The 24,134-nt window shown below is 59.5% G+C and carries 23 protein-coding genes; 11 read left to right on the forward strand and 12 right to left on the reverse strand.

From position 1 onward, the window contains the following. Positions 1 to 133 precede the first annotated feature (133 nt). The 3 genes from ASD01_RS12555 (at position 134) to ASD01_RS12565 (ending at position 2,894) form a co-directional block, all read left to right on the forward strand. Positions 134 to 544: a cupin domain-containing protein gene (locus ASD01_RS12555; RefSeq protein WP_060529455.1), complete on the forward strand. Its 411-nt coding sequence runs from the start codon at positions 134 to 136 to the stop codon at positions 542 to 544. A 58-nt stretch (positions 545 to 602) separates the two neighbouring features. After that, the gene (locus tag ASD01_RS12560) at positions 603 to 1,361 is read left to right on the forward strand and encodes an SDR family oxidoreductase (RefSeq protein ID WP_034791816.1); all 759 of its coding nucleotides are present in this window, start codon (positions 603 to 605) and stop codon (positions 1,359 to 1,361) included. 339 nt (positions 1,362 to 1,700) lie between these two features. Continuing rightward, entirely contained in the window at positions 1,701 to 2,894 is a 1,194-nt protein-coding gene (locus tag ASD01_RS12565) for an MFS transporter (RefSeq protein ID WP_060529454.1), read from the forward strand. A 10-nt stretch (positions 2,895 to 2,904) separates the two neighbouring features. Here the strand turns inward: ASD01_RS12565 and ASD01_RS12570 are convergent, their stop codons facing one another. Then, on the reverse strand, positions 2,905 to 4,425 hold the full coding sequence (locus ASD01_RS12570; RefSeq protein ID WP_060644072.1) for a PAS domain-containing sensor histidine kinase: 1,521 nt from the start codon (positions 4,423 to 4,425) through the stop codon (positions 2,905 to 2,907). 252 nt (positions 4,426 to 4,677) lie between these two features. Between ASD01_RS12570 and ASD01_RS12575 the strand changes: the two genes are divergently transcribed. The 3 genes from ASD01_RS12575 (at position 4,678) to ASD01_RS12585 (ending at position 7,678) form a co-directional block, all read left to right on the forward strand. Next, positions 4,678 to 5,154, forward strand: coding sequence for a carboxymuconolactone decarboxylase family protein (locus tag ASD01_RS12575; protein WP_060644073.1), 477 nt, complete (start codon positions 4,678 to 4,680; stop codon positions 5,152 to 5,154). 18 nt (positions 5,155 to 5,172) lie between these two features. After that, positions 5,173 to 6,456: an alpha/beta hydrolase gene (locus ASD01_RS12580; protein ID WP_244495236.1), complete on the forward strand. Its 1,284-nt coding sequence runs from the start codon at positions 5,173 to 5,175 to the stop codon at positions 6,454 to 6,456. A gap of 688 nt (positions 6,457 to 7,144) precedes the next feature. After that, positions 7,145 to 7,678, forward strand: a complete 534-nt coding sequence (locus ASD01_RS12585; RefSeq protein WP_082584626.1) for an NUDIX hydrolase — start codon at positions 7,145 to 7,147, stop codon at positions 7,676 to 7,678. 798 nt (positions 7,679 to 8,476) lie between these two features. Here the strand turns inward: ASD01_RS12585 and ASD01_RS12595 are convergent. The 8 genes from ASD01_RS12595 to ASD01_RS12625 form a co-directional block, all read right to left on the reverse strand. Then, positions 8,477 to 9,391, reverse strand: coding sequence for a sugar phosphate isomerase/epimerase family protein (locus ASD01_RS12595; RefSeq protein ID WP_060604822.1), 915 nt, complete (start codon positions 9,389 to 9,391; stop codon positions 8,477 to 8,479). 27 nt (positions 9,392 to 9,418) lie between these two features. Continuing rightward, positions 9,419 to 10,540 (reverse strand): sn-glycerol-3-phosphate import ATP-binding protein UgpC, encoded by a 1,122-nt coding sequence (locus ASD01_RS12600; protein ID WP_060644075.1) that lies wholly within the window; start codon positions 10,538 to 10,540, stop codon positions 9,419 to 9,421. A 42-nt stretch (positions 10,541 to 10,582) separates the two neighbouring features. Further along, positions 10,583 to 11,470: an ABC transporter permease subunit gene (locus ASD01_RS12605; protein WP_034791826.1), complete on the reverse strand. Its 888-nt coding sequence runs from the start codon at positions 11,468 to 11,470 to the stop codon at positions 10,583 to 10,585. Positions 11,471 to 11,477: 7 nt separating this feature from the next. After that, positions 11,478 to 12,368, reverse strand: a complete 891-nt coding sequence (locus ASD01_RS12610) for a carbohydrate ABC transporter permease (RefSeq protein WP_060604814.1) — start codon at positions 12,366 to 12,368, stop codon at positions 11,478 to 11,480. A 75-nt stretch (positions 12,369 to 12,443) separates the two neighbouring features. After that, positions 12,444 to 13,787 carry an extracellular solute-binding protein gene (locus ASD01_RS12615; protein WP_060644076.1) on the reverse strand — a complete coding sequence of 448 codons (1,344 nt, stop codon included), beginning with the start codon at positions 13,785 to 13,787 and terminating at the stop codon, positions 12,444 to 12,446. Between the two features lie 447 nt (positions 13,788 to 14,234). Further along, a complete protein-coding gene (locus tag ASD01_RS35565; protein ID WP_060521197.1) occupies positions 14,235 to 14,483 on the reverse strand; it encodes a hypothetical protein in 249 nt (82 codons plus the stop codon). After that, the gene (locus tag ASD01_RS12620; protein WP_051659234.1) at positions 14,476 to 14,787 is read right to left on the reverse strand and encodes a hypothetical protein; all 312 of its coding nucleotides are present in this window, start codon (positions 14,785 to 14,787) and stop codon (positions 14,476 to 14,478) included. The genes ASD01_RS35565 and ASD01_RS12620 overlap by 8 nt, the downstream gene beginning before the upstream one ends. 238 nt (positions 14,788 to 15,025) lie before the next feature. Further along, positions 15,026 to 15,289, reverse strand: coding sequence for a hypothetical protein (locus ASD01_RS12625; RefSeq protein ID WP_156623648.1), 264 nt, complete (start codon positions 15,287 to 15,289; stop codon positions 15,026 to 15,028). Between the two features lie 796 nt (positions 15,290 to 16,085). Between ASD01_RS12625 and ASD01_RS12635 the strand changes: the two genes are divergently transcribed. The 4 genes from ASD01_RS12635 (at position 16,086) to ASD01_RS12655 (ending at position 21,911) form a co-directional block, all read left to right on the forward strand. Continuing rightward, positions 16,086 to 18,062 carry an AI-2E family transporter gene (locus ASD01_RS12635; protein WP_060644079.1) on the forward strand — a complete coding sequence of 659 codons (1,977 nt, stop codon included), beginning with the start codon at positions 16,086 to 16,088 and terminating at the stop codon, positions 18,060 to 18,062. A gap of 682 nt (positions 18,063 to 18,744) precedes the next feature. Then, complete coding sequence (locus ASD01_RS12645) at positions 18,745 to 19,575, forward strand: caspase family protein (RefSeq protein ID WP_060644081.1); 831 nt, start codon at positions 18,745 to 18,747, stop codon at positions 19,573 to 19,575. A 463-nt stretch (positions 19,576 to 20,038) separates the two neighbouring features. After that, a complete protein-coding gene (locus ASD01_RS12650; RefSeq protein ID WP_060521193.1) occupies positions 20,039 to 20,650 on the forward strand; it encodes a TetR/AcrR family transcriptional regulator in 612 nt (203 codons plus the stop codon). Between the two features lie 37 nt (positions 20,651 to 20,687). Continuing rightward, positions 20,688 to 21,911 carry an MFS transporter gene (locus ASD01_RS12655; protein WP_060644082.1) on the forward strand — a complete coding sequence of 408 codons (1,224 nt, stop codon included), beginning with the start codon at positions 20,688 to 20,690 and terminating at the stop codon, positions 21,909 to 21,911. Positions 21,912 to 22,071: 160 nt separating this feature from the next. Here ASD01_RS12655 and ASD01_RS12660 read toward each other — a convergent pair whose 3' ends face one another. Further along, complete coding sequence (locus ASD01_RS12660) at positions 22,072 to 22,689, reverse strand: 2'-5' RNA ligase family protein (protein ID WP_234852799.1); 618 nt, start codon at positions 22,687 to 22,689, stop codon at positions 22,072 to 22,074. 65 nt (positions 22,690 to 22,754) lie between these two features. Next, positions 22,755 to 23,504 carry an exonuclease domain-containing protein gene (locus tag ASD01_RS12665; RefSeq protein ID WP_060529923.1) on the reverse strand — a complete coding sequence of 250 codons (750 nt, stop codon included), beginning with the start codon at positions 23,502 to 23,504 and terminating at the stop codon, positions 22,755 to 22,757. Here ASD01_RS12665 and ASD01_RS35570 point away from each other — a divergent pair. After that, a complete protein-coding gene (locus tag ASD01_RS35570) occupies positions 23,504 to 23,641 on the forward strand; it encodes a hypothetical protein (RefSeq protein WP_156623649.1) in 138 nt (45 codons plus the stop codon). The genes ASD01_RS12665 and ASD01_RS35570 overlap by 1 nt on opposite strands. A gap of 150 nt (positions 23,642 to 23,791) precedes the next feature. Here the strand turns inward: ASD01_RS35570 and ASD01_RS12670 are convergent. Then, on the reverse strand, positions 23,792 to 24,134 hold a 343-nt coding region (locus ASD01_RS12670), incomplete at its 5' end, for an aldehyde dehydrogenase family protein (protein ID WP_156623650.1).

A 24,134-nucleotide genomic window follows, 5' to 3' on the forward strand; every position in this document is an offset into this window, starting at 1 on the left:
GTGGTTCGGACGCGGCCACGACATCTGCCGGGAGAAGATCGCCGCTGCGGCAAACCTACGTATATCTGTTTCTCCCCGGAGGCCGGCCATAGGATCCCACCCGTTGCCAACAACGTGAATGGAGGAGAAATCCATGCGAAGATTAGCGATTGGCTTGCTGTTTGCGACGCTGATCACCGGACCGGTGGCGGCCTCCGACGAGCCCTACAATGCCAAGGTCACAGTGGTGTTCGACCACGCGCTTCCGAATGTGCCGGGCAAGAGCATGCGCGGCGTTCTGGTCGAATACGGCCCCGGCGGGCACAACCCGTCACACACCCACCCCAAGAGCGCTTTTATCTATGCGACGGTGATCGAAGGCAGCATCAAGAGCCAGATCAACGACGCTGCAGTGAAAGTCTACAAGACCGGCGAGAACTGGATCGAAGTCCCGGGTGATCACCACCGCGTGAGCGCGAACGCAAGCGACAGGGAGCCGGCAAAGATCTTGGCCGTTTTCGTACTCGATACCACCGAAACTGAGATGGTGTTGCCCGCAAAGTGAAGCCCTTCTTCATAATGGGATGCGGTGATCCATCGACGAGCCTGCAAGGAGCAGAACCATGAAAATCGTTATTATCGGCGGCACGGGCCGCATCGGCTCTAAGGTCGCAGAGCGCCTCAGAAGTAAGGGCCATGACGTTGTGCAATCGGCGCCGTCCACCGGCGTTGATACGCTGACGGGCGAAGGGTTGGCCGATGTGCTGGTCGGTGCCGAGGTGGTGCTCGACGTCAGCAACTCGCCATCCTTCGAACCGAGTGCCGTACTTTCGTTCTTCGAACGATCGACCTCGAACCTGCTCGCGGCGGAGCGTGCAGCCGGTGTCAGCCACCACGTCGCCCTCTCCATCGTCGGCATCGAACGGTCGCCCGATAACGGCTATTTCCGCGCAAAGGTCGCGCAGGAGAGCCTGATCAAAAAGGGCGGCGTCCCATACACCATTGTAAGGTCGACGCAGTTCCTGGAGTTCCTCGGCGGCATAGCCGACGAGGCAACGGTCGACAGGACTGTCCGTGTCTCATCCGGCGCGTTCCAGCCAATCGCTGCAGACGACGTCGCAGCCTTTGTTGCAGAAGCGACGATCGGCAAACCCGAGAACCAGACGATCGAAATCGCTGGCCCTGAAAAGAAGCCCATGAGCGATTTCATTTCCGAGTATCTGGCAGCCGTCGGCGATAGCCGCAAGGTTGTTGCCGACCCGGACGCCAAGTACTTCGGCACGCGCGTTGATGATCAGGCACTGGTTCCTCTTGGATCCGCCAAGCTGGGTAAGCTCGACTTCAGGACTTGGAATGCCAAACATCCTCAGGCCGCCGCTTGAGGTCTTTGCGGAGGGGGCGATGCGGCGACAAAACGCCCACCGTCCCCGACGCGCTTGTCTCTAGTGCGACCACGCACGATCGGATGTTCCGCCCATCGCAGGGCTGACGTCCTGTCGAGGATTTGTGCTTGAAGGGAAGAGATAAGCCAAGTTTACGGTCCACACCTTCATCGATCATGATAGAAATGGCAGCCGGCGACCGTTCCGAAGCTCGCAAATGACGGCTCGTGCAAACTTGATGTGCGACATACGGGACCGGCGTCGGCAAATCGCCGGCGCCCATGTTGTGAAATGCAAAGGTGATTTTCAACAAACAGGAATCGGTCGGGAAACCGGGCCATGGCCAATCCTTCAACAGCCTCTGTCGCGTCTGGCGATCCGCTTTCACTTGTGATCGGCGCAACGGCCTGTCAGGTGATTGGTGGCCTCGTTCCGCAGATGTCGCCCTTCGTGGTCGCGGGATTGATTGATGGTCTTGCACTGTCGGAACGTGACGCCGGTATCGTAGCGTCGGTCGAATTGCTTGCCTTGGCCGTATCGGCGATCCTCATTGCGCCAGTGCTACCGCGGCTATCCTACCGACGTGCCGGGATGTCTGCGCTGGTATTGACCGTGGCGGCTCAAGCCGCCTCTATCGTATCAGATGGATGGACGTCGCTGGTCTTGTTGCGCGGCGCTGCAGGCATCGGCGAGGGACCGCTCTATGCCATGTCGCTCAGCCTTGTCGCGTCTCATTGCTGCAATCCGGTAAAAACTTTTGGTTTGTTCCAGCTCGTCTGGGCAATCGGCAGCGTGGTGCTGTTCGGCATAGGCGGCGAGGTGACCGCAGCCTATGGCCACAGAGGGATTTTTGCGCTGTTGGCGGGTTTGACGCTGGGCCTATCTCCGTTTCTTCTTCTCATACCGGATCTTCGAGCTCTGAAGCAGACCGCCACCCGGACGCCACCTTCTGTGCCTCTGCTTGGAAGCCTGTTGTTTGCTGCCATTGTTCTTTACGTCGCGGTCTCCGCCGGTCTATTTGCCTTCAGCGGACCGATGGGCGAGCGCATCGGTCTGGACACGGCCGCGGTAGGGTACATTCTCACCTTGTCGACGGTCGTCGGGCTTGCCGGCGCCGGCGCGGCCACGGCACTGAATGTTCGCTGGGGCAGGGCGGTCCCGATCTCCGCATTCTGCCTTGGCTACGTCGTGGTGGCACTCGTCCTTTGCCTCTGGACGAACCCGGTGGCCTACAGTGTCGCCGTCATCCTATCCGCTGTCCTTTACTACTTTTCACTTCCGTATCTTTTTGGCCTGGCCGCAGCACTGGACCAGAGCGGGCGCTGGGCGGCAGCAGCGGGGTCGGCTTACCTGCTCGGATTTGCTGCCGGGCCAGTCTTTACCGGCGCAGTGATAGCAGCTTCGGGATACGCAAGCCTGGCAACCGTATGCGTCACCATGACCATCGTCGCCTGGGCCCTTGCCGTTTCCATCGTCGCACGCGCTTTTCACGGAGACCGCTTGGCCGACCGGCTCCGAAATTCGGCGACTTAGGCTGACACCCCTAGTCGGTCGAGGCGACAGGCAAAGTGAATGCCACCGTCGCGCCTAACGCCTCGTTGTTGGCGACCCACAGGCGGCCGCCGTGGGCTTCAACGATCGATCGGCAGATCGGCAAACCCATTCCCATGCCGTTGCTTTTCGTCGTAAAAAACGGTTCGAACACGCGCTCGGGATCCTTGAAACCGCTTCCGGTGTCCTCAACCGAGATCCTGACGGTGTCGGGGTGATCGTGGCTGGACATGATCTTCAGCGAACGCAGTGGGTTCGTCGTGTCCATGGCCTGCATGCCGTTGCGGATCAAGTTTACCAGGACCTGCTGGACCTGGACCCTATCGAGCGAAACTCTGGGAAGATGCTGGTCCAGGGCCAGGTCGATGCGCGTCGTTGTTGCCGCGATTTCATCTGACATCAGATCAAGAACCTCATGGACAAGCCGGTTTACATCCTCGACCGCCCGTTCCTGCGGCTGATGTTTGAAAAGGGCGCGCATGCGGCTGATGACCTCGACGGTCGCCGCGACGTCCAGGGTAATTCGCTCTGCCGCACGCTTGCCTCGATTAACGTTCGGAGGATCGGCCGAAAGCCAGCGCAGGCACGCGTCAGCGTCCGCGGCGATCGCCGCCAGCGGCTGGTTGACTTCGTGCGCAATCGAGGCGGAAAGCTGCGAAAGATTGGCCGCCTGGGTCGCGCGCGCAAGCTTTTCGGCCGAACGGCGCAGGGCAGCCGTTGTTTGCACTTGATCCTCTATGTCGTGGCAAAGGCCGAACCACTGGACGATGTTGCCGTCCTGGTCGCGCAGGGGCTCCGCGCGGCCAGACATCCAGCGATAGGCGCCGTCCGCTCGAAGCAATCGATATCGCATCGAAAATCGCTCCCCGGTCGCAAGGCAGCGGGTTAGCTCGGCATAAACGGCGTCGGCGTCGTCCGGATGGAAAATCGTGTCCATGACGGATGCAATGTCACTGACGTTTGACAGGTCAAGACCCAGATAGTCGGCCATGCGCCTGTTAACGAGCGTCGTTGTGCCGTCGGGTGTCAGGCGCCATAGATTGCTTGGAACCATATCGACCAGCAGGGATAGTTCGACGGAACGGGCACGAAGGCTCTCCTCAGCCTTCTTCTGGTGTTCGATGTCGATGGTTTGCCCATGCCAGACGGCGACACGGCCCTGGGCGTCCCTTGAAGGCCTCCCCGATGCGCGAAACCAGCGAAACTCGCCGTCCGCGCCACGCAGACGGTGAGCGCTGTCGAGCGGCTCGCCCGTTTCCACGCTCCGCCGCCAAGTCGTCGCCACAAAACGTTGATCGTCTTTGTGAATGCGTTCAAGCCATGCGCCGTGGTCTTTCAGGCTGCTGCCGAAGTAGGCGTCCATGCTCCGGTTGCGATAGATGAACCGGCCGGTAGTATCCATCGACCACATGTGGCCGGGTGTGTTGTCGAGAAGATCAAGCGCGAGCTCGGCGATATCGCGAGTATGCTCGCGAAAGTGGGCATCTTTCCTCAGTCCATCGTCGTTCAACATCTGTCGCTCCGCAGAAGACGACGGTCAACAAAATGACTGACGCCGAAGCTCGGCGGTGGACCGGCAGCCTTGGTGAAAGAATGGCCGCATTATATCCCGAAGGCCTTCGTTTTCAATCTGACCCACCGTTGGCCGGCGGCCCGTGGTCGAGCGGCGCATAAACGGATGTATAGCTGCCGCACTCGATGCGTTTCCGGCACGATAACAGGCGACCATCTCGGTCAAGAGTGCCAGGCGGAGGATGGAACATCGATGACCCAGCGGTTCAACTACTCCAAGCTTTCCCCCGGCATGGTCAAAGCCATGATGGCGCTCGGCAACGAGATCAAGAATGGCGCGATTGAAGAGAGCATACTGATCCTCGTCGACATGCGGGCGTCCCAGATGAACGGGTGCGCGTTCTGCATCGATATGCACGCCAAGGAAGCGATTATCCACGGCGAGCGGCCGTTGCGCCTATTCCATATCTCAGCCTGGCGTGAGTCCACGTTGTTCTCGCCACGTGAGCGGGCCGCACTTGCCTGGACGGAAGCGTTGACGAAGCTCGCAGACGGCGGTGTTCCCGATGCAATCTACGACAGCGTGCGGGGTGAACTATCCGAGCAGGAGATTTCCGATCTCACGTTCCGGATCATGGCGATCAATGCCTGGAACCGCATCAGTGTCGCTGCCCGCACCGTTCCTGGTTCCGCCGACAAGGTCTACGGGTTGGACAAGGCCGGTCTCTAGATGGATTTTTGTCGGGCAATGGCAGGGCTCCTCATGCTTGTCTGCCTTGTCGGCTGTTCCACGCAGCGTGCCGAGCTCTCACCGCAGACCATCACCACGTCGCCGGCGCCGCAAAGCTCGCAGGCTGCTCGAACGCCACAAGCTTTAGGGGCTCCCGATCTCCTCTACATCACGAACCGGGAGCCGACAGTCGCGTCCGGCAACAGGCTGTCGTACGGTGCCAAGCGTGCCATATTCTTGAGCTTCGGTTCGGTATCGATCCTCCCAAAACGCAACTCTTCCGCCGGCAAGAGCGAATTTCGTGTCGACGCCGTTTCCGAGACTGGCCGGTTTCCGGCAACGCCTTACGGCGTCGTAACGACTGCGAGCGGGCTACGCCGCACGCCTGAGGCCGTTGCGGCACATGAACAGGCTGTCGCATCGCTGCAGGCTGAAATTGCCCGGCGTCTCGCGACAGCCGGACGCAAGGAAGTCGTCGTCTTCGTTCACGGGTACAACAACAGCTTCGACGATGCCGCACTCGCCACAGACGAGATTTGCCGATCGCTGCAAAACCAGTTTGTCTGCATTATCCTGACTTGGCCCGCCGGAGGCACTGGCGGCTCGTTCTTTGGCTACAACATTGACCGCGAGTCGAGCGAGTTTGCGGTTGCGGACTTCAAGAAGGCCGTTCGCGCCATTGCCGAAACGAAGGGTGTAGAGAGGCTGCACCTGCTGGCGCATAGCCGTGGAACCGATGTGCTCGCAAGCGTCATGCAGCAGCTTGCCATCGAAGCCTATGTCAGTCGATCCTCGCTTTGGCAGCGTTACAAGATCGCGAACGCTGTGTTTTTCGCTCCCGATATCGATCTCGATGTAGCGTCGTCCAAATTGTTCGCCTGGGTCTCGGACCCGGACCTTGCCTTCGGGAGCAAATCTAGGCCAAGCACCTTGCCCTCTCAAGGCTTCCTGCACCTTACGGTCTATTCGTCTCCCAGGGACGAGGCGTTGAAAGCGTCAACGATAATCTCTGGCAGCGTCTTGCGGCTTGGACAGCTTGCCGTCGGCAATCTTCCCAGGGGCAGGAATGAGGCGGCGTCCAAATGGGAAGGGTCGCATATGGGCGGGCTGGTCGATTTCGTCGAATTTTCGGGTGGCGGCGGCTTCATCGGGCACAGCTACTTCTTGTCCGACGCCACCATCAAGACAGACTTGGTTGCGCTCATTCGCGACAGAGCCAAAGCCGGCGATCCACGACGCCAGCTGGTCGAAATCAAGCGCCCCTTCTGGCGAACGTCGGACGCCTCACAGGCAACGCCATAATTGTCTCAGGAGTTTGGCGGGTTTCCGTCAAGCTGCGTTGCATCGCTCCTTTGCCAACCCCGAAGGCACTGGGTACCTTGTGCTACCGCTGATGCATTCATTCAGCCGTCGCCGAAGATTAGCCTGTGGTGCGGATTCCGGCCGGGTGAGCGGCGCCCGAGCGATCTTGGGGCAAGGGGCTCATGTCCGTCTTCGTCAAAAGATTGAGCCGTGTTCTGAAAACCAGTTATCCGAAACTGAGCCTTTAGCGCCGCTTACCTGAACGCGCGATTTCTATGGCGCTCTTGTGTTGGGCATGGCGCGACAAAATTGCCCATTGATGTGCTCGCACGAAAGGGCGATGTGAGGGGTATGCACACGGAAACTTTCATCAGGATATCGCGGCTCATCGAGCAAGCACGCTCCCTTACCCGGAGCCGGCTACCCTGATCCTGTAACGCCGCCATAGCCCCCGCCGCTCCGGGAATCCACTGACCAACAGTGCGGTTCATTATTGACGGAGTGTATCTATGCCCGCGTCTCCAGCCCGCCCCGTTTGCATCGCTTGCAACCGGCACCTTCCCCGTTCTGCTCGCCGTTGCCCGTGGTGCAAGACGCACTGCGCTGCCACCTGCCGCAACTCGTGCGTCGTGCGCGAACGGAGCGCGCATCCGCCAGTTCTCTGCGCGTTTGGCAGGGGGAGCGGAAAATGAAGGACACCAATAAGAACTGTTGCGCCGCTGAGGACGCTGCCCCGGAAGAGATGCAGCAGGTCGGAGCTCTTCCCTGGCGCATCGCCAAGAATGGTGAGGCAAGGATTTTGCTCGTTACGTCGCGGAGCCGCGGGCGGTGGATCGTGCCCAAGGGATGGCCAATGAAGGGTTTTGCGCCCCGCCAGACCGCGTCGCGGGAAGCGTTGGAGGAGGGCGGTGTCATTGGCGTCCTCTCTAAGGCGCCGGTGACGACCTATCGCTACATGAAACGCCTGGATAACGGTGCAAACGTTGCCTGCCGCGTGGCCGTGTTTGGGCTGAACGTGCGCGGGACACTGGTTGATTGGCGGGAAAAAGCACAAAGGCAGCGGCGTTGGTTTTCGCTCGCCGCGGCGGCGGACAAGCTTGATGACCGCGAACTTTCGGAGTTCGTGCGCACCCTGGATGCCGCGTCTGAATGTTTGGAGCCACCGACCGGCGCAACCGGGAAAAAATCGGCGCTCGACGAGATCCTCATGTTGAGGCGCTAGACAAGTGTCGACGTTCCCGCACCTCGAAAAGTATCGGCGGCCAGTTAAGTCCGTCTGCAGCCATAGGGTCAGTCGCGCACGATGAATGCCTGGCGCCACTACCTGCGACGGCAAGAGCGGCGCCAGGAGCCTCCCGGGGTTGATCCCTCAAATGCCGACCTGTCCGGCCAAATCCGCATACAGAGAGAATAAGCAATGAGCTTCAGATACAGTCATACTTTGCCGATCAGCGGCGCAAACAAGCTGCCCCGATTCAAGCAGTGGGCCGCCGAGAACATCCCAGGTATCGCCTTGTCCCTGCCTCCGCAGGTCCCGGTCAAGAGTACCGCTTTGACCGTCCGCCTCAGGTCAGTCGAGGATCGCGCTACACTGATGGCGAGGCTTGAAGGTGTGGATCTCGATGACAGGAAGACCCGCTAGTATCCCCTGTTGTCCACCGCGCGACCGGTGAGACGGTCGAACCGGCGATTGGGACACTGATCGCCGGTTCTGTTCGTTGCATGAAAGTGCTAGCGGTGGTCGACCGCGAAAACACTGCTGTGCAAACAAAGCCGAAGGAAAAAGCTTCGGTCCCCGCTCACGTCATCGCCAGGAGACGACGTCATCGATATGGCCGGTCTCTGGCGACGCCCGGCAGCTGAGAGGTGCAGACCAGATGCGCTTGCGCGCAGGTTTGCCACGTTGAGGCGCACTTCTCGTCGATTGGCGCGCCTCGGTAACACTTGATCCTGCCGGTGTCCTTGCTTGCGACAAGCCGGAAGCACCATTCAGCTGTTCGCCAGGGCCGTCGGTGGCACGTTAAGCAGCGCGCCGAAGCCCCACGCCCGCCGCCAGTCGCCTGGCTTGCTCCAGGCACGCCAGCTGCTGATCGGCAAAGCGCTCGGCGCTGATTTCCATGATCAGCGTCGTATCGGGAAGGAAGGTCAGCTCTGAGAAGATGTCATCCCAAGCAATGTCGCCCCAGCCGATCGGCAGATGCAGGTCCCCGATGCCGAGCGCGGTTGCTTCCGCCGGATGATAGAAGCGGTTCATGGTATAGGGCAGGCCGAAACTGTCGTGAACATGAAGGTGACCGGTCACCGGGGCCATGGCCCTGAGTTCATCACGGAAATCGAGCCCGCGATGCGTGGCCTCGATATAGGCATGCGAGAAGTCGATGAGTGCGACCACGTTGTCGGAACCGATCGCCCGCACCGTTTCGGCAACCTGGCTCGGGGATTGGCGGTACTGGCCGCTTTCCGTCGTGAAGATGTTCTCAAGTGCGATGCGAACGCCGTAGCCTTTGGCAATCTCGGCCATTTCTGCGAGCGCGTCACGTTCCATCTTGTCGAGGTCAGCGGCGTTCTCGCCGGCGGCAAGCTGTGCTGCACCGGAGTGGTGGACGAGGATCCCCGCGCCAAGCCGGTCGCACAACTCGAGCATCGCTCTTACGACCTTCTTCTGCAGATGATGGTGCTGGCGATCCATGAAGTTGGAGACGATCTGGCCGTGCAGCGATAGCTTGTTGAAAGTGTACCCCTTCGTGATCTCGGCGACGCGCTGGACGCGGTCTTCGATGATGCGGCCGCCGCTGACGATCTCTTCGCCATAGATCCCGATCTCGCAGGCGTCAGCGCCCGTCTCTGCAATCTCACGCAGGGAAGCATCAAGGGTCGAAAGGTCACCCTTGCCCGTCCGGTTGCAGAATCCTACGGCGGAAATGATATCGTTCATCACGGTTCTCCTGATTTATGAAAGTGATCAGACTGCTTGGAGTGTCGGTTGGCTAGCGGAATTGCGGATGGCACGCGGCTCCAGATCGACCTCGATCCTTCGGCCGGTCTCCTTGTCGAAGAGATGCAGGTGCGCGAGCGGCAGTTCCAGTGTGATCCTCTCGCCCGGCCGCACGCGCGTGTGCTCGTCGACTGTGGCCGCGAAGGGATAGCCGTTCAGTTCCGAGTGGATGACGCGGCCGGAGCCGAGCTCCTCGATGAAATCCACCTTGATCGAGACGCCTTCAGGCGCAACGACACATTGTTCGGGGCGGATGCCGACCGTGATCTGCCTTGCGCCCAGTCGGGTGGCAAGACCTCTTTCGATCGGCATCTTCGTACCGCCGAATGTGAGGCAGGCGTTGTCGACCTCGACCACGGCATCGAAAAGGTTCATTGCCGGAGAGCCGATGAAGGATGCGACGAAGATGCTTGCCGGACGGTGATAGATGTCGAGCGGCTGGTCCACCTGTTCGACCACACCCCCGTTCATCACGACCAGCTTGTCGGCCAGCGTCATTGCTTCGACCTGGTCATGCGTGACGAAGATGGACGTTGCCTGGAGGCGCTGATGCAGTTTGCGGATCTCGGCCCGCATGGTGACGCGGAGCTTGGCGTCCAGGTTCGAAAGCGGTTCGTCGAACAGGAACACGTTCGGCTCGCGAATGATCGCGCGTGCCATCGCGACGCGCTGCCGCTGACCGCCGGAAAGCGCCGCCGGTTTGCGATCGAGATAATCGGAAAGCCCCACGATCTTTGCGGTCTCCTCAACCCGGCGCAGGCGCTCCGCCTTTGCGACGCCCGCCACCTTCAAGGCGTAGCCAATGTTTCCCGCAACGGTCATGTGCGGATAGAGAGCGTAGTTCTGGAACACCATGGCGCAGCCGCGTTCGCGCGGTTCGAGCCGGTTCACGACTTTCCCGTTGATCGCGATCTCGCCTGAGGTGATCTCCTCCAGCCCGGCGATCATCCGCAGAAGCGTCGATTTCCCGCAGCCGGACGGGCCGAGGATCACGACGAATTCTCCCGACGCAAAGGCGAGGTCGATGCCATGCAGGGTGGGGTTCTTGCCGTAGGATTTACGCACGGCGCGGATTGCGATGTCAGCCATGAGCGCGGACCTCTCTGTTTCTTCTGTTTGGGGAAAGCGGGGTCATTTTTCCGTGGCCACGAGGCCGCGCACGAACCACCGCTGCAGCACGGCGACGACGATGAGCGGTGGCAGCATGATGATCAGCGATCCGGCAAGCGTCACGTTCCAGTCCGGCGTGCCGTTGTCAGCTGGCAGGAGTGCAACCAGCGACATCATCGTGGTCTTGTATTGCGGGTCCGTCACCATCAGGAGGGGCCAGAGATACTGGTTCCAACCGTAGACGAACATGATCGTGGTCAGTGCGAGCATGTTGGTACGCGACAGCGGCAGCAGCATATCGATGAAGAAGCGGATTGCGCCTGACCCGTCCATGCGCGCAGCCTCCGCCAGTTCGTCCGGCAGGGTCAGATAGAACTGGCGGTAGAGGAAGGTCCCAGTCGCCGTGGCGATCAGCGGCAATGTGAGGCCGGCATAGGAATTGAGAAGGTTCCAGTCGACGGAGACCTCGAAGCCGGTGACGGCGGAAATCAGCAAGCGGATCGGCTGGAACAGGTCGGCGGCGACGGCATAGGTTGGCACCACGCGCACTTCGAGCGGCAACATCAGGGTGATGAACACCATCCAGAAGAAAAAGCCTTTCAGAGGTGTTCGGAAGAACACGATGGCAAAGGCCGTCAGCGCCGACAGCGCTACCTTGCCGACCGTGACCAGGCTCGCCATGACGAAGCTGTTCAGCATCGCCGTGCCGAGGCTGGCGCGCGACCAGGCAGCACCCATATTCTCGAAGAGGCGATCCTGCGGCACGAAACTGAAGGGTATGGCGTTGACCTGCTGGAAGGTCTGGCTGGCGCCCGACAAAATGACGATGAAGGGGCCGATCAAAAGCAGGAAGCCGAAGATCATCACACCATAGGTCAGCGCGTTGGCAAAGGGTGTCCGCTGGATCATGGAAGCCTCACTTGTAATGGACCTGGCGCTCGATGAAGCGAAACTGGATGAAGGTGAAAATCATGATGAGGCCGATGAGCACGAGGCTCTGGGCCGAGGCACCCGAGTAGTTCAGGCCTCGGAACGCCTCCTCGACGATGCGGTAGACCATCACGTCGGTGCCGTGGTTCGGGCCCCCATCGGTCGTGCGTGCGACGATGCCATAGGTATCGGCGCCGACGAAACCCTCGGTCATCATGATCACCAGCAGGAAGAAGAGCGTTGGCGCCAGCAACGGGATCTGGATATCGACCGCGCGGCGGATAGGGCCGCAGCCGTCCATCGCGGCTGCCTCGATCAGGGAGCGCGGGACCGACTGCAGGCCGGCGAGCAGGAAGATGAAGGTGTAGCCCGCCCACTTCCAGGCAAAGACGACGATGACGAGGATGAGCGCGTGGCTGCCGTATTTGGCCGGGTTCCAGAAGTCCGGAAAGGTCGCGTTGACCGAGGCCATCAGCCCGCGCTCTGGCGACAGGATGAAACGGAAGGCCATACCGGCCGCCGGTCCCGCAATCGCATAGGGCAGAATGTAGAGGAACCGGAACGGCGCGGAGCCCGGCAATTGCCGGTCGACAGCAAGGGCAAGAACAAGACCGATGAAAATGGTGGCAAGCGTTCCACAAAGCGCAAATGCCAGGCTGACGCCAACGGAGTTCCAATAGAGCGGATCGGCAAAGACTTCCTGGAAGTTGGCAAGGCCGACGAACTCGGCAGCACCGCCGAATGGGGGCTCCAACGTGAAGGCCCATCGCAAAACGGCGACAGCGGGCCAATAAAAAAAGAGCAGGATCAAAATGATCTGCGGCAGGGCGAATAGGCTGGGCAGCCACCAGCTGCGAAAGGCCGCGCGCTTGTCCATATGTCGAAATTCCAATGCGCAAGAAGAGCGATCGGAGCCCACCGATATTGTGGCAGGCTCCGGGCGGATCAGATTTTAGTTCAGCGTCTGTCCGGCGTAGGTCTTTTCGAAGCGGCGCAGAACTGCGTTGCCGCGTTCCACCGTCTTGTCGAGTTCGCCCTGTACGTCTGCGTTCTGCATGAAGATTGCTTCAAGGGCGGTTTCGAACTCCTTGCGGATCTGCGTGAAGCCGCCTAGCCGAATACCGCGGGTGTTTTCCGAGGTCGGGGTGAAGGACAGGCTCTGGATGGCGAGTTCGCGGCCCTTATAGGGAGCCTTGTCGTAGAAGCCATTGGCCTTCATGGCGTCGAAGCCGGTCTTGGTCACCGGGATGTAGCCCGTCACCGTCGACCACCACTCGGCCATTTCCGGAGTTGCAAGATAGTTGAGGAAGGCGGCTGCACCCTTGTATTCGGCTTCCGGACGACCGGCGAGCACCCAGAGCGATGCGCCGCCGACCAGCGAGTTCTGACGCTCGGTGCCCTTCCAGACCGGCAACATGGCGACTTCCCATTTCACATTCTCAGGAAGGGTCTTGCCGATCGTGCCGTGGTCGGCGACCGAGGTCTGGATCATCTGGCAGGTCTGGGACGTGAAGGCTGGGACGATGTCCATGCCGAGCTGCTTGGTTTTGACCACGAAGAGCTTCTCGTCAGCCATCTTCTTGAAGAACTTCACGTGGTCGACGAACTTGGTCTTGTTGACGACAAGCTCGGCGTCCAGTCCGTTATAGCCGTTCGCCTTGGTTGCGATCGGCTGGTTGTGGATCGCCGAGAACTGCTCCATCAGCGGCCAAGTGTCGAAGTTGAATGCGAGCGGGCATTCGAAGCCGGCCGTCTTCAGCTTGCGGGCTGCTTCCTCGACCTGCTCCCAGGTGTCCGGCTTGAAGTCGATGCCGGCCTTCTGGAAGGCGTCGACGTTGTAGTAGAACATCGCGGTCGAGGAGTTGAACGGGAAGGAGTTCAGCTCGCCCTTCGCCGTTGCGTAGTAGTTGGCGATGCCGCCGAAATAGTTGTTCCAGTCGATGGTGTAGCCATTGTCGGCCATCAGCTTCTTTGCAGGCACGAAGGCGCCGGACAGCATCATGTCGAGCGTGCCGGCATCATAGATCTGGGTGATCGCCGGCTGCTTCTTGGCGCGGTAGGCGGCAATCGTGTTTTGCAGGGTGGTGTCGTAACCGTTTTGCGAGGTGCAGACGATCTCGAATTCTGACTGGCTCTCGTTGAACTTCTTGCAGGCATCCTGGACGCGTTCGCCAAGATCGCCCGAAAGGCCGTACCAGAACTCGAATTTCGTCTTTTCGGCGGCTGCGGCTGGCGCGCCAAACGCGACGCTAGCCATCAGGCCGAGGAATACGGAGGTAGTGACGGAGACTCTCATTTGCAAAACGCTCCTTGCAGGATGGCGGACACCAGGATCGGTGGCACGATGAAGCCGGGGCGCTTGCTAACAGTTGCGTGTGACAGTCCGTGACAATCTGCATGATGATAAAATGAAAGTTTCGTAACGCAGGCGCGAGACAGGCAGGCTAACCAATCTCCCCGTTTTGCCCTTGATGGTGCAAAGTTGGGCAACCTCAGGAAGTGCGTGCGCCTCCGACGAGCCCCATTGTGGTCCCCAGGAGCGAAAATGCACCCCCGAATTAAGGGCCATGAAAAGGAATGGCCCCGTCGGGCGGCGACGAGGCCATTGGCTTATCGGGGCTTCACTTCCGGAGGGATGGTGAAGGCGTCACCCTGATCGGGGGCTCAGGGTTCCACGAAACGAAAACGCAGATGCCTCGAACAGGTTCCATCTTCTCTTCCGAAAAGTTGGACCAGACCATTGCTATCCCGGAGGAGGAAAGTCGTCGTCGGGGTCGTATCTGTCCGGATCAAAGATGCTTTCGAGCTCTATTTCCTCGATCTCGTCGAGATCGTCTTCGTCATCGGGTTCGTCAAATTCCGGCACTGGCTCGCGCGGTTCGCGCAAATCGCCCTTGCCGAGCGGGCTATCGTCGGGGAAATCGGTCGGTTCGCGTCCGTGTGCTGTCAGCCTATTCGCGAGGCTCTCGCTATTACCGCCTGTGTTAGGCATCACCGTTCTCCTTGCGTATGCTTTCGCCGATCGTCGAAAGTCCGTTGCTTCGAGGACAACCGACGCGCACGAGGACCCGGTCAGCCCCGGCAATATCCTCGGCGATACGGCGGACAAAATCGTCACCACTGCTATGGCTGACCTGACCCTCGATGACGACGGATGTTCCGAGCACTCTGAAGCAGAGATTTTGCGTATCGAAGGGCGCTTCGGAAGCCAGAGCGTATTTGATCGAGGCGATCAGCCCTGAGACGTCAGCCCCTCCGCCGCCCCGGCAATCGAATTCAGGTCGTATAAAAATCATAAGCAAACTCCTTCTCGGAGTCTCAACTCACCGATGCAGACCTTGTTCCTTGTCGGGTTGCTAATTTATTGATGCCAAAAGAAATCGCCCGAAAGGCGCCTGAGGGCGATGAGAGTGCGTTGTCTGCGTGGGCCGGCAGGATGGAATACAGCGGCCCCGCCCTGGAAACCGCCCGCGATGAAATCGGTCCCGTTCCCGCTTAATTTTCTCCTCGTCGCCAAGATGGAGGCCGAGTAGCTCAGTGGAGTGGGGAGGTCCTATCCTTGCGAATGATCATGCCGGCCCCTTCCTCGAACATCTTCTCCTTGGCATCCAGCATGAACCACCGGTTATGCGCCAGTTCAATCAACGCGTCGGCGACCTCGCGCTCGCTCCAGCCGGCCGCCTCGCCATATTCGGCGACCGATTGGAAAACATCTTCCATTGCCATCTGACAGTCCAGATCTCGATCCGGGTACAAGCCCGTCTGTTTCGGCGATACGTATCTTGGATGCTTTGCCATAACGGACCTCCTTGGATCCGCAGTAGAGCGCATCAAGCTATCCTCAAGCTTTCGCTAAAACGCGTGCGACTTTCCTGTTGTTCCCGGCTCCGCGCCATCATCGTTGAAGAGTGCGCGCGAGACGGCTGGGCCATCCGACGCGTTTGAAATCACGGGAGCCTTCAAAGCGCGAAGGGACGCAGTCCCATCTACGACTTTCCTCGGCGCCTCCGGCGGGCAGCGGGAGAGCTTTGCCTGAACTTGGTGAGCGAGCGCCTGAGTTTCGCGATGTTCTTAGTGACGTGCTCGATGATGAGCAAATGCTTCCGTCGGCCCAGCGCGATGGCGCTTCCGCACCTTTCACAGGGGACGTGCTCGTCGTCCCTCACTCGGTCGACCGGTGTCCCGTTTTCGTGGCCGCACTCGGGGCACTCGATTTCGATCTCATCGTCAAACATAACGCTCCCTCGATTGAGAGCGGATACCAACACGTCTGAAATTGGTGATCAATGCTTAGGCGCTTACTCAAATGGGGCTACAATTCCGCCGTGACCCGCGCATCATCACCCCGACCATTGCCACTCGGGTGAGCCGGTTTCGACAAGTCCTGCAACGTTCCAGGCCAGGTTGGCCTTTGGCATCGGGACCTCGCCGTCTGGCTTATTTGTGCGTCCGTTCTAATATTATCAGTTTGGTTGGTGCTGATCGGCAGTGCCTATGGATGGATGACGCCTGCCCGTAGCTTGAGAACCACCGGGCCGGAGGGTTCGCAATTGGAGACCAGAAGGGGTACGCCTGGAAGGTCCCGGGAGGTTCGATGCTGAGATTTTCGCGCAAGAGTGGGAAAGAACCGGTCAATATGGCCGTCGAATTGCATCCGCTGACCTTGTCGCGGGCCGCTGCTGAGACTTCGAAACTGCCAACGCTTGCAGCAATTGCTGCAACGGTGGCGGTGCTCTACATTGCCAGGGATGTCTTCCTTCCTTTGGCGATTGCCATCCTTTTGACTTTTGCTCTTGCACCCGTTGTCTCAAGGCTGCGCCGCGCCGGCTGCCCTCGCTCGGTCGCGGTTATCGGAACCGTGACGATGGCTTTCCTGTTCCTCAGCGCATTTGGCGTCATGGTGGCGCTGCAAATCAGCGAGGTCGCGCGGGATGTGCCGAGATACCAGTCAAATATTGTCGAGAAGGTCCGCTCTCTAAAAGAGGCTGGATCGGACAGCCAGATACTCGATCGACTGAGTCGGGTGATGGAGCGGATCAGCGTCGAGCTCAGCCGACCTGAAAAAGATGTGGCTGTGTCGCCCGCGACCGCGCCTGAACCGAAGCCGCTTCTGGTAGAGATATTTTCGCCGCAGCGCCCGATCGAAATCCTGATGAGCGTCATCAATCCGCTCCTAGGTCCCTTGGCAACCGCTGGCCTCGTCATCGTTGTCGTCATCTTCATGCTGTTCGAGCGAGAGGATCTGCGCGACCGATTCATTCGGCTTGTCGGGTATGGCGATCTTCATCGAACGACCGAGGCACTCCAAGATGCGGGCGCTCGTGTGGGCCAGTATTTGCTCATGCAACTTGTCGTCAACATCACCTATGGGGTGCCGCTCGCGATTGGCCTTTGGTTTTTAGGGATTCCAAACGCACTTTTGTGGGGGATGCTCGCGATCATGCTGCGCTTCGTGCCCTATATCGGCCCGGTGATTGCTGCTGCGTTGCCCCTGTTTCTCGCGTTCGCAGCAGCTCCGGGCTGGAGCTTGGTGGTTCTGACGCTTGGGCTCTTCATTGCTCTTGAACTTTTAAGCAACAACGTTGTCGAGCCCTTGCTATATGGGTCTCGCACAGGACTGTCTCCCCTTGCGATCATTGTTGCTGCCATCTTCTGGGCCTGGCTCTGGGGCCCGGTTGGACTGGTACTGTCGACCCCGCTCACCGTCTGCCTGGTTGTGCTTGGCCGTCACGTCCGGCAGTTCGAATTCCTCGAAATTCTGTTGGGCAATGAGCCCGTCCTCAATCCGAAAGAGCGCCTTTACCAACGGTTGCTGGCGGGAGACCCGGACGAAGCAACGGATAATGCAGAGGAGATGCTTGAGGAAATGTACCTCGTCGAATTTTACGACACGGTTGCCATTCCCGCGCTGCTTCTGGCCGAAACTGACCGTATGCGTGGTGCCTTGACGGAAGAGCAAGGAGCACGGGTTGCCGAAAGTGCAGGTACACTGGTTGCCAACCTCGAGGAGATCGCGGTTGAAGAGGAAGACGAAGACAAAGACAAAGACAAAAGCGAAGATCCCGACCGCGACACCGATGAAAAAGAGAACGATTATGAACTCCCTCCTGGTGAAGGGCGATCCGTGCTTTGCCTAGGAGGGCGAAGTGCGCTCGATGATGTCACGGCGATGATGCTCCTGCAGGTTCTGCGGGTACAAGGGGCGGACGTCAATTACTTCAGCCATGAAGCTCTCAGGCCGCAAAAAATCAAGGAGCTGCCGACAGAAGGTCGGCATGCCATCGTTCTCACTGTTCTCGATCGAGAATCCATGCGCCACGCCAAATTCCTTGTCCGTCGCCTGAAGCGACTGGCTCCTGGAGCGCGGGTCGGCATCGTCCTATGGCAGGACGTGGACGAACACGAAGCCGGGAAGTTCCTCGTTGAGGAAACGCAGGCGGACTTTGTCGTTTCTGCGATCACGGACGCCATCCGGGAGGCGCTGTCGACGGAACCACCGCAACCCTTCAAGTCGGCACATCCGGGGAGCGCCGGTCGTGCGGCGGTGCGAGGGTCGGCCCATGGCGGATAGGGCAGCCCTGGTGAGCCAATTCGTCGGACGGATCCAAGTCGAGTGCTATTTGTCTGGAAATGCTTCCCCCGAAAGGCGACGAAGCACGTGGACGTGCTAAACAGATTGTTCAGCCGGCACCTTGAGAGACATTAGGCAGCCAAAGTCCTTCAGCCCCTGGCCACCCGACTGCTGGAATGTCGCATTTTCTATCGAACTGGCCCACGGGCGCCTTTCGTACGCACTTCTTCAGCGCGCGGAATTCTAGTCCACCGGCCTGTGCACGGTCAGTTTCATCATCAGCGATTGCGACCAATGGGACGGCCAGCGCTGTAAGCAGGAGAACGATCCTCACCATGTTCGCTCCCATTAAGTAGATTCTAAATCTACAGTAGTGGGAGCCACTCGGTCTTTAGTCATTCTGAACTAGTACGGATGGATATTTACGAGCATTCATGATTATCCATTTTTCTATGCGGGCAGTTTGGAGTAATCATACGATCAGGAGGCTCTTTTTTAGACCAGCAGCCGTCGATTGTTGATCTCATCTGCTTTCGGACGTCGATTGACTACATGCTCCGGCAGGATAATTCTTGATGTTCCCGTCGCGGCCTTTTTGGGCCGCTCCGATGAAGTGACGGCAACGGTTGCGCGCTGTGGCTGTCAAACGCTCGGCTCGGGATCGGAGTGGTGGAGCTGCTTCATGAATTCCCTTCGTGCCGCTGTCTTGCTCTTGCTCTTTTTTGTGGGCTCCCCCGTCTGGGCCGAAAAGCGCGTCGCGCTGGTCATTGGGAACTCCGCCTATAGACACGCACCTCAGCTCGCGAACCCGCAAAATGATGCGGGCGACATGGCGTCGAAATTGACAGCACTGGGCTTCGTGGTGGTAACGGGTCGGGACCTCGATCTGACAGGAATGCGGGGAGTGATCCGAGAGTTCGTCGGCAAGGTCGAAGGCGCAGACGTGGCGCTTTTTTTCTATGCCGGTCACGGGCTGCAGGTGAACGGTGGCAATTATATCATCCCGATCGACGCGCAGCTTAAATCGAACAATGATCTAGACTTCGAGGCGCTGCCGATCGAACTCGTGCTTGCTGCCATGGAGCGCAACGCCAAGGTCAATCTGGTTTTCCTCGACGCTTGCCGTGACAATCCGCTCGCTACGACTTTGGCCCGGTCGCTCGGAACACGGTCCGTGGTCGTCGGTCGAGGCCTGGCCAAGCTCGATACTGGTGTGGGATCGCTGATTGCGTTCGCCACGCAGCCGGGAAACGTCGCCCTTGACGGCGCCGGTCGAAACTCCCCTTTTACGTCGGCCTTGCTTCAACACCTCGGCACACCCGGGCAGAGCATAACGGATGACCTGATTGCTGTGCGTCGCGCCGTTTTGCAGGTCACCGGCGGTAAGCAGATTCCCTGGGATAGTTCCTCACTGACGGGCCCGGTTGTGCTGAACCCGGCGAAAATCGCCGAGACGCCAACGAACTCGGCGGTCTTTCGGGGAAAGTCGCGAGGAACGGGACTATTAGTATGACCCTCACATTCGTCCATAAAGGCCGCAAGGGCGGCAACATCCTCACCGGCATGATAAAGGACGACAAAGGGAAAGGCAGGTTCAAGGGGACCGGGGCGGGCAGCGGTTGCTCAGGAACTGTCACGATGAGCAGGATGTAGTCTGAAACTCCCCGGCATGGGCTCTTGCGATCGATCGCCCTCAGGTGCTTCCGTCGACGCCGTGGACATGAATGCCTGGAGATCGACGGCTTGCTTATTTACGGTGGAATGCCCACGGACAACTTGTCTGCGCTCTGAACCAACGCTGCAGCTCCTGTCAGCCAATGTGCTCGATACCAAGCGTAATGTGACATCATCAACTGCAACGGGTTCGATCTAAGCTCGCGCCACTCGTCTTTCCAATAGATGCCGATAGATAAGCGGCTTGACCAAATCTCCTTGACGGCCTATTAGGGAACGATCGTTTCCTAATAGGCCGTCAGATGAATTCCGAAAGAAACTCCCATCGCTCCGTCGGGCGCCCCCGCGAGTTCGACATGACCCAAGCTCTGGATGCGGCGATCCGCATATTTTCGGAGAGGGGCTATCACGGAACCTCCATCGCAGAACTGAAAGCCGAAATGGGACTGACTGCCGGCAGCCTATACAAGGCGTTTCAGGACAAGCGTGACGTCTTCGTCGCTGCCTACGACCGCTATAAGCAGGTCCGAGCTGACCTTCTGGAACAGGCATTGTCTTCAGCCTCCACCGGTCGCGAAAAGGTTGCCTGCGTCGTCAGTTTCTACGCAATGTCCGCCTGTGGTGAGACCGGCAGGCGTGGATGCCTGGCCATCGGTGCCGCCGTGGAACTGGTTCTGTCCGATGCCGAGATCGCCGCCAGGGTCGCAGGACACAATCGCAAGCTCGTCACGCGGCTCGAAGGTTTCATTCGCGATGGCCAGTTAGATGGTTCAATTCGCCATGACGCCGATCCCGCGAGTACCGCGCTTGCGCTATTTTCCTATCTGCAGGGCGTGCGTATCGCCGGCAAGACCGGAGAGCTGGAGAACCAGCTGCTCCCTTCCGGTGAAGCAATCTTGCGCATTCTCGACTGATCAACCCGCCCGCCTCCTTTCTCCCAAGGCACATTCCATGACAACTCCAGCTTCCCTCGCCCAGTCGCAGCGCCCGGCCGGTCTCTCCGCCGGCATGACTTTTCTGATGGCCGCCGCCTGCGGCCTGATTGCCGCCAACCTCTATTATACCCAGCCACTCGCCGGGCCGATCGCACTCGACATCGGCCTACCGGCTGAGGCAACAGGCTTGATCGTGACCGTGACCCAGATCGGCTACGGCCTTGGGTTGCTGCTCCTCGTGCCACTGGGTGATCTCCTCGAAAATCGTCGGTTGATTGTGACCATGATCAGCCTGGTTACTCTTGCCTTGATCGCGGCCGGGCTCTCCACCACACCTGGACCCTTTCTCACCGCTTCGCTCGCCATCGGGCTTGGCTCGGTTGCTGTCCAGATGATCGTGCCGTTCGCTGCCAACCTTGCACCGGATGCCGTTCGGGGTCGCGTCGTTGGCAATATCATGAGCGGTTTGATGGTTGGGATCATGATGGCGCGGCCGATTGCCGGATTAATTGCCGGCGTCAGCTCCTGGCATACCGTGTTTTATGTTTCCGCGATCGTCATGGTCGGGCTTGGAGCCCTTCTATGGACGCAATTGCCGACCCGCATGCCTGCGGCGGGTCGATTGAGCTACGGCCAGCTGCTCAAGTCGATGGCCCAGCTTCTCGCGACGCAGCCGGTCCTGCAGCGGCGCGCCGCCTATCAGGCCTGTCAGTTCGCCGCATTTAGCCTCTTCTGGACCGTGACGCCGCTTTATCTTGCCGGGCCCAGCTTTGGGTTGGGTCATAATGGCATTGCGCTTTTCGCCCTGGCCGGTGTTGCGGGCGCAATTGCTTCGCCCATCGCTGGGCGCCTTTCTGACAAGGGATTGGTGCGGCCGGCAACGGCATTCGGCCTTGTCATTGTCGCGGCCGCTTTTCTGATGACGCAAATCTCTGAAGGTTCGACCTTTGCGCTCACATTTTTAACGCTTGCTGCAATCCTGCTCGACTTCGGCGTCACCATGACGTTGGTGACGGGGCAGCGCTCGATTTACGAACTCGGCGCGGACTTGCGCAGCCGGCTCAACGGCTTGTTCATGGCAATCTTCTTCACCGGCGGCGCCATTGGCTCTGCCCTGGGTGCCTGGGCATTTGCCTCTGGTGGATGGTGGCTCGCCTCCATGATCGGCCTCGCACTGCCCGCCACAGCGTTCGCCATCTTCCTGACCGAGACCCGGTCAGACCGATGCTCGGAGAGTTGAGCGAGTTCGGCATCGCATCCGTCATCGATGTACGCCTCCGCGCGATGTGACGGGTAGGCGGTCTCTTCCTGGTGCGGCCCACAGTCTTCTTTCGAGGTCTCTGTGCCCCGACCCTGTTGGTCATAAGCGCGCGGATAAAGCATCTGTCCGCCCATGTGGCTCAGCGATGATCGTCAACGATCGCCGCTGAGCCGGCCAATGGCGCTGTACGGAGAGCGGAGATCTCGAAACAGACCGCTCGTTCGAGCTGCCAAGGTCCGCCTAGATATCTCCAGAGATCCAGGCCCTCCAGCGTCAACGATCGTGGTTTGAAATCGTGTGTCAGTTGCCGGTGCAAGGTGTCTGCGGCTGACCGCGAAACCCTGTTCTGGACGGTGATATGCGGCTGCCACCTCTGCATGTCCTGACCGCCCAGCCATGGCATGAAAGCGCGCTTTAGTTCTGCATAAAGGTCTTCAAGCTCAAGACTTCTGATCGTGAACGCCACACCCGCGCCGAGATGGCGAACACTGGCTGCCTGCGCGCGGATCTGGTCACGCTTGGTGGCCGCGGCCTGCAATTCTCCAACGATCCGCTCGAGGTGTTCGCCCGGTAGCCGATGAAACATCGTGAGGTGAGCGCGGAGGAAGTTTCGCTCCGACGGGAAATGCGCGTTTCGAAGGCGATCGAAGATCTCAAGATCGATCTCCGCGATCCGGGCTGTGAGGATAAGCGGTTTGCGTGTCTTCAAGGCAATTCCTGTCGATGCTGAGTAGAGTACTTCACCAAGGCAGATCACCGCGTTCGCCGAGCGCCACCCTGGTGCCGCCCTTCATTCGGCGCATGCGCGACGCACAGTTCCAGTCATAGCAAGGTTTGCTGCACTGGCTCGTCGGCAGCGGTAGGTTCGAATTCACCGCGCCTTTGCAACTCGGTCTGGGCGCTGAAGCGGATGTCGCTATCTCTATCGCGAAGAAATTCGGTGAGCGTCTCCGTACTAAGGCGATCCCAGCTCTTCCCACGATCAGGCCCGGAGGGCACGCGCGGCAACAAGCCCGGCTCGGCACTCCACGCCAGCAACTGATCGAGCGATGCAGCGTTCAACAGATCGCGCAGATGATGGGCCGTCACGTAGGCATCCGGCATGCCTCGATGGGCCGGAAGACCTATCTCGTGAACGAGCCCTTCCGGCATACGCTGGTAGCGGAGCATCTGGTTGGAAAATCGTGGCAGATCGGGCCAAATCCGTAGGGCGCACTTCCAGGTACAGATCCAGGGCAAGCCGCCGGTGAGACGAGGCGTGCAATACCGTTGTTCGAAGGCTGCACGATGTGCGGCCAATGCGTCGATCCCGCCGTGCGGATGCAACACTTCTGGCGCCACATTTTTCCAGTAGGGCGCGCCGGCGACTTGCTCGTCGAGAATATGATGGATGGCCATCGTGTCGGGCGAAATCGGCCGCCCCGGATTGACCATCAATGCGCCGCGTTCGTCGTTGACGACCCACCGTCCATTGTCTTCAAGGACCACGTCCTGCCACCCGATTTCGCAGACGTCGTTCGGTCCGTTGCCGGCCGTTTCCAGATCGATGACGCGAACGCGGGATGTCGACAATGCCTGCTGTCCTTCGTCCTACTGCGGCCACCATGCTTTCGATGCGAGCCGGCCACTACGGCTTTCTCTCCTCCACCATCAAGGCAGCGGTGCTCAATTATCTAGTGCCGCAAGGTCATGCCTGCCACTTCGAATGACGTTGTGCAAAGTCGAACTTCTATCCCTCACGAGCCATACCTCGTTGTCCAAGGACTGAAACCGTCAGGGTTGTGGAAAATTCGCCACTGTATCCACGGAAGACCGCAAGAGGACGTCGCTCCTCAGACCACGTTTCACCTGCTGCGGCGTCAGACGCTCTTTCGCGTGACGAAGCGTGTTTCCAGATAGGCCTCGATCGCTTCGGATCCGCCCTCGGTGCCGTAGCCGGAATCCTTGATGCCGCCGAAGGGGACTTCGGGGAGCGCCAGGCCCAGATGGTTGATCGAAATCATTCCGCTTTCGACCTCGCTTGCCAGCCTATGGGCGCTGCGCTCCGATCCGGTAAAGGCATAGGCCGCAAGACCGAAGGGCAGGCGATTGGCCTCGTTGATCGCCTCGTCGAGATCATGGAAGCGATTGATGATCGAGACCGGACCGAACGGCTCGTCGTTCATGATCCGGGCGGAAAGCGGCACGTCCGCCAGAATCGTC

The sequence above is a fragment of the Ensifer sp. Root423 genome, from assembly GCF_001426275.1.
Taxonomy (GTDB): Bacteria; Pseudomonadota; Alphaproteobacteria; order Rhizobiales; family Rhizobiaceae; genus Ensifer; species Ensifer adhaerens.

What these genes read in the sequence shown, in the direction of transcription:
- ASD01_RS12555 (WP_060529455.1), top strand. Translation starts at nt 134, where the DNA reads ATGCGAAGATTAGCGATTGGCTTGCTGTTTGCGACGCTGATCACCGGA.
- ASD01_RS12560 (WP_034791816.1), top strand. Translation starts at nt 603, where the DNA reads ATGAAAATCGTTATTATCGGCGGCACGGGCCGCATCGGCTCTAAGGTC.
- ASD01_RS12565 (WP_060529454.1), top strand. Translation starts at nt 1,701, where the DNA reads ATGGCCAATCCTTCAACAGCCTCTGTCGCGTCTGGCGATCCGCTTTCA.
- ASD01_RS12570 (WP_060644072.1), bottom strand. Translation starts at nt 4,425, where the DNA reads ATGTTGAACGACGATGGACTGAGGAAAGATGCCCACTTTCGCGAGCAT.
- ASD01_RS12575 (WP_060644073.1), top strand. Translation starts at nt 4,678, where the DNA reads ATGACCCAGCGGTTCAACTACTCCAAGCTTTCCCCCGGCATGGTCAAA.
- ASD01_RS12580 (WP_244495236.1), top strand. Translation starts at nt 5,173, where the DNA reads ATGGCAGGGCTCCTCATGCTTGTCTGCCTTGTCGGCTGTTCCACGCAG.
- ASD01_RS12585 (WP_082584626.1), top strand. Translation starts at nt 7,145, where the DNA reads ATGAAGGACACCAATAAGAACTGTTGCGCCGCTGAGGACGCTGCCCCG.
- ASD01_RS12595 (WP_060604822.1), bottom strand. Translation starts at nt 9,391, where the DNA reads ATGAACGATATCATTTCCGCCGTAGGATTCTGCAACCGGACGGGCAAG.
- ASD01_RS12600 (WP_060644075.1), bottom strand. Translation starts at nt 10,540, where the DNA reads ATGGCTGACATCGCAATCCGCGCCGTGCGTAAATCCTACGGCAAGAAC.
- ASD01_RS12605 (WP_034791826.1), bottom strand. Translation starts at nt 11,470, where the DNA reads ATGATCCAGCGGACACCCTTTGCCAACGCGCTGACCTATGGTGTGATG.
- ASD01_RS12610 (WP_060604814.1), bottom strand. Translation starts at nt 12,368, where the DNA reads ATGGACAAGCGCGCGGCCTTTCGCAGCTGGTGGCTGCCCAGCCTATTC.
- ASD01_RS12615 (WP_060644076.1), bottom strand. Translation starts at nt 13,787, where the DNA reads ATGAGAGTCTCCGTCACTACCTCCGTATTCCTCGGCCTGATGGCTAGC.
- ASD01_RS35565 (WP_060521197.1), bottom strand. Translation starts at nt 14,483, where the DNA reads ATGCCTAACACAGGCGGTAATAGCGAGAGCCTCGCGAATAGGCTGACA.
- ASD01_RS12620 (WP_051659234.1), bottom strand. Translation starts at nt 14,787, where the DNA reads ATGATTTTTATACGACCTGAATTCGATTGCCGGGGCGGCGGAGGGGCT.
- ASD01_RS12625 (WP_156623648.1), bottom strand. Translation starts at nt 15,289, where the DNA reads ATGGCAAAGCATCCAAGATACGTATCGCCGAAACAGACGGGCTTGTAC.
- ASD01_RS12635 (WP_060644079.1), top strand. Translation starts at nt 16,086, where the DNA reads ATGCTGAGATTTTCGCGCAAGAGTGGGAAAGAACCGGTCAATATGGCC.
- ASD01_RS12645 (WP_060644081.1), top strand. Translation starts at nt 18,745, where the DNA reads ATGAATTCCCTTCGTGCCGCTGTCTTGCTCTTGCTCTTTTTTGTGGGC.
- ASD01_RS12650 (WP_060521193.1), top strand. Translation starts at nt 20,039, where the DNA reads ATGAATTCCGAAAGAAACTCCCATCGCTCCGTCGGGCGCCCCCGCGAG.
- ASD01_RS12655 (WP_060644082.1), top strand. Translation starts at nt 20,688, where the DNA reads ATGACAACTCCAGCTTCCCTCGCCCAGTCGCAGCGCCCGGCCGGTCTC.
- ASD01_RS35570 (WP_156623649.1), top strand. Translation starts at nt 23,504, where the DNA reads ATGCCTGCTGTCCTTCGTCCTACTGCGGCCACCATGCTTTCGATGCGA.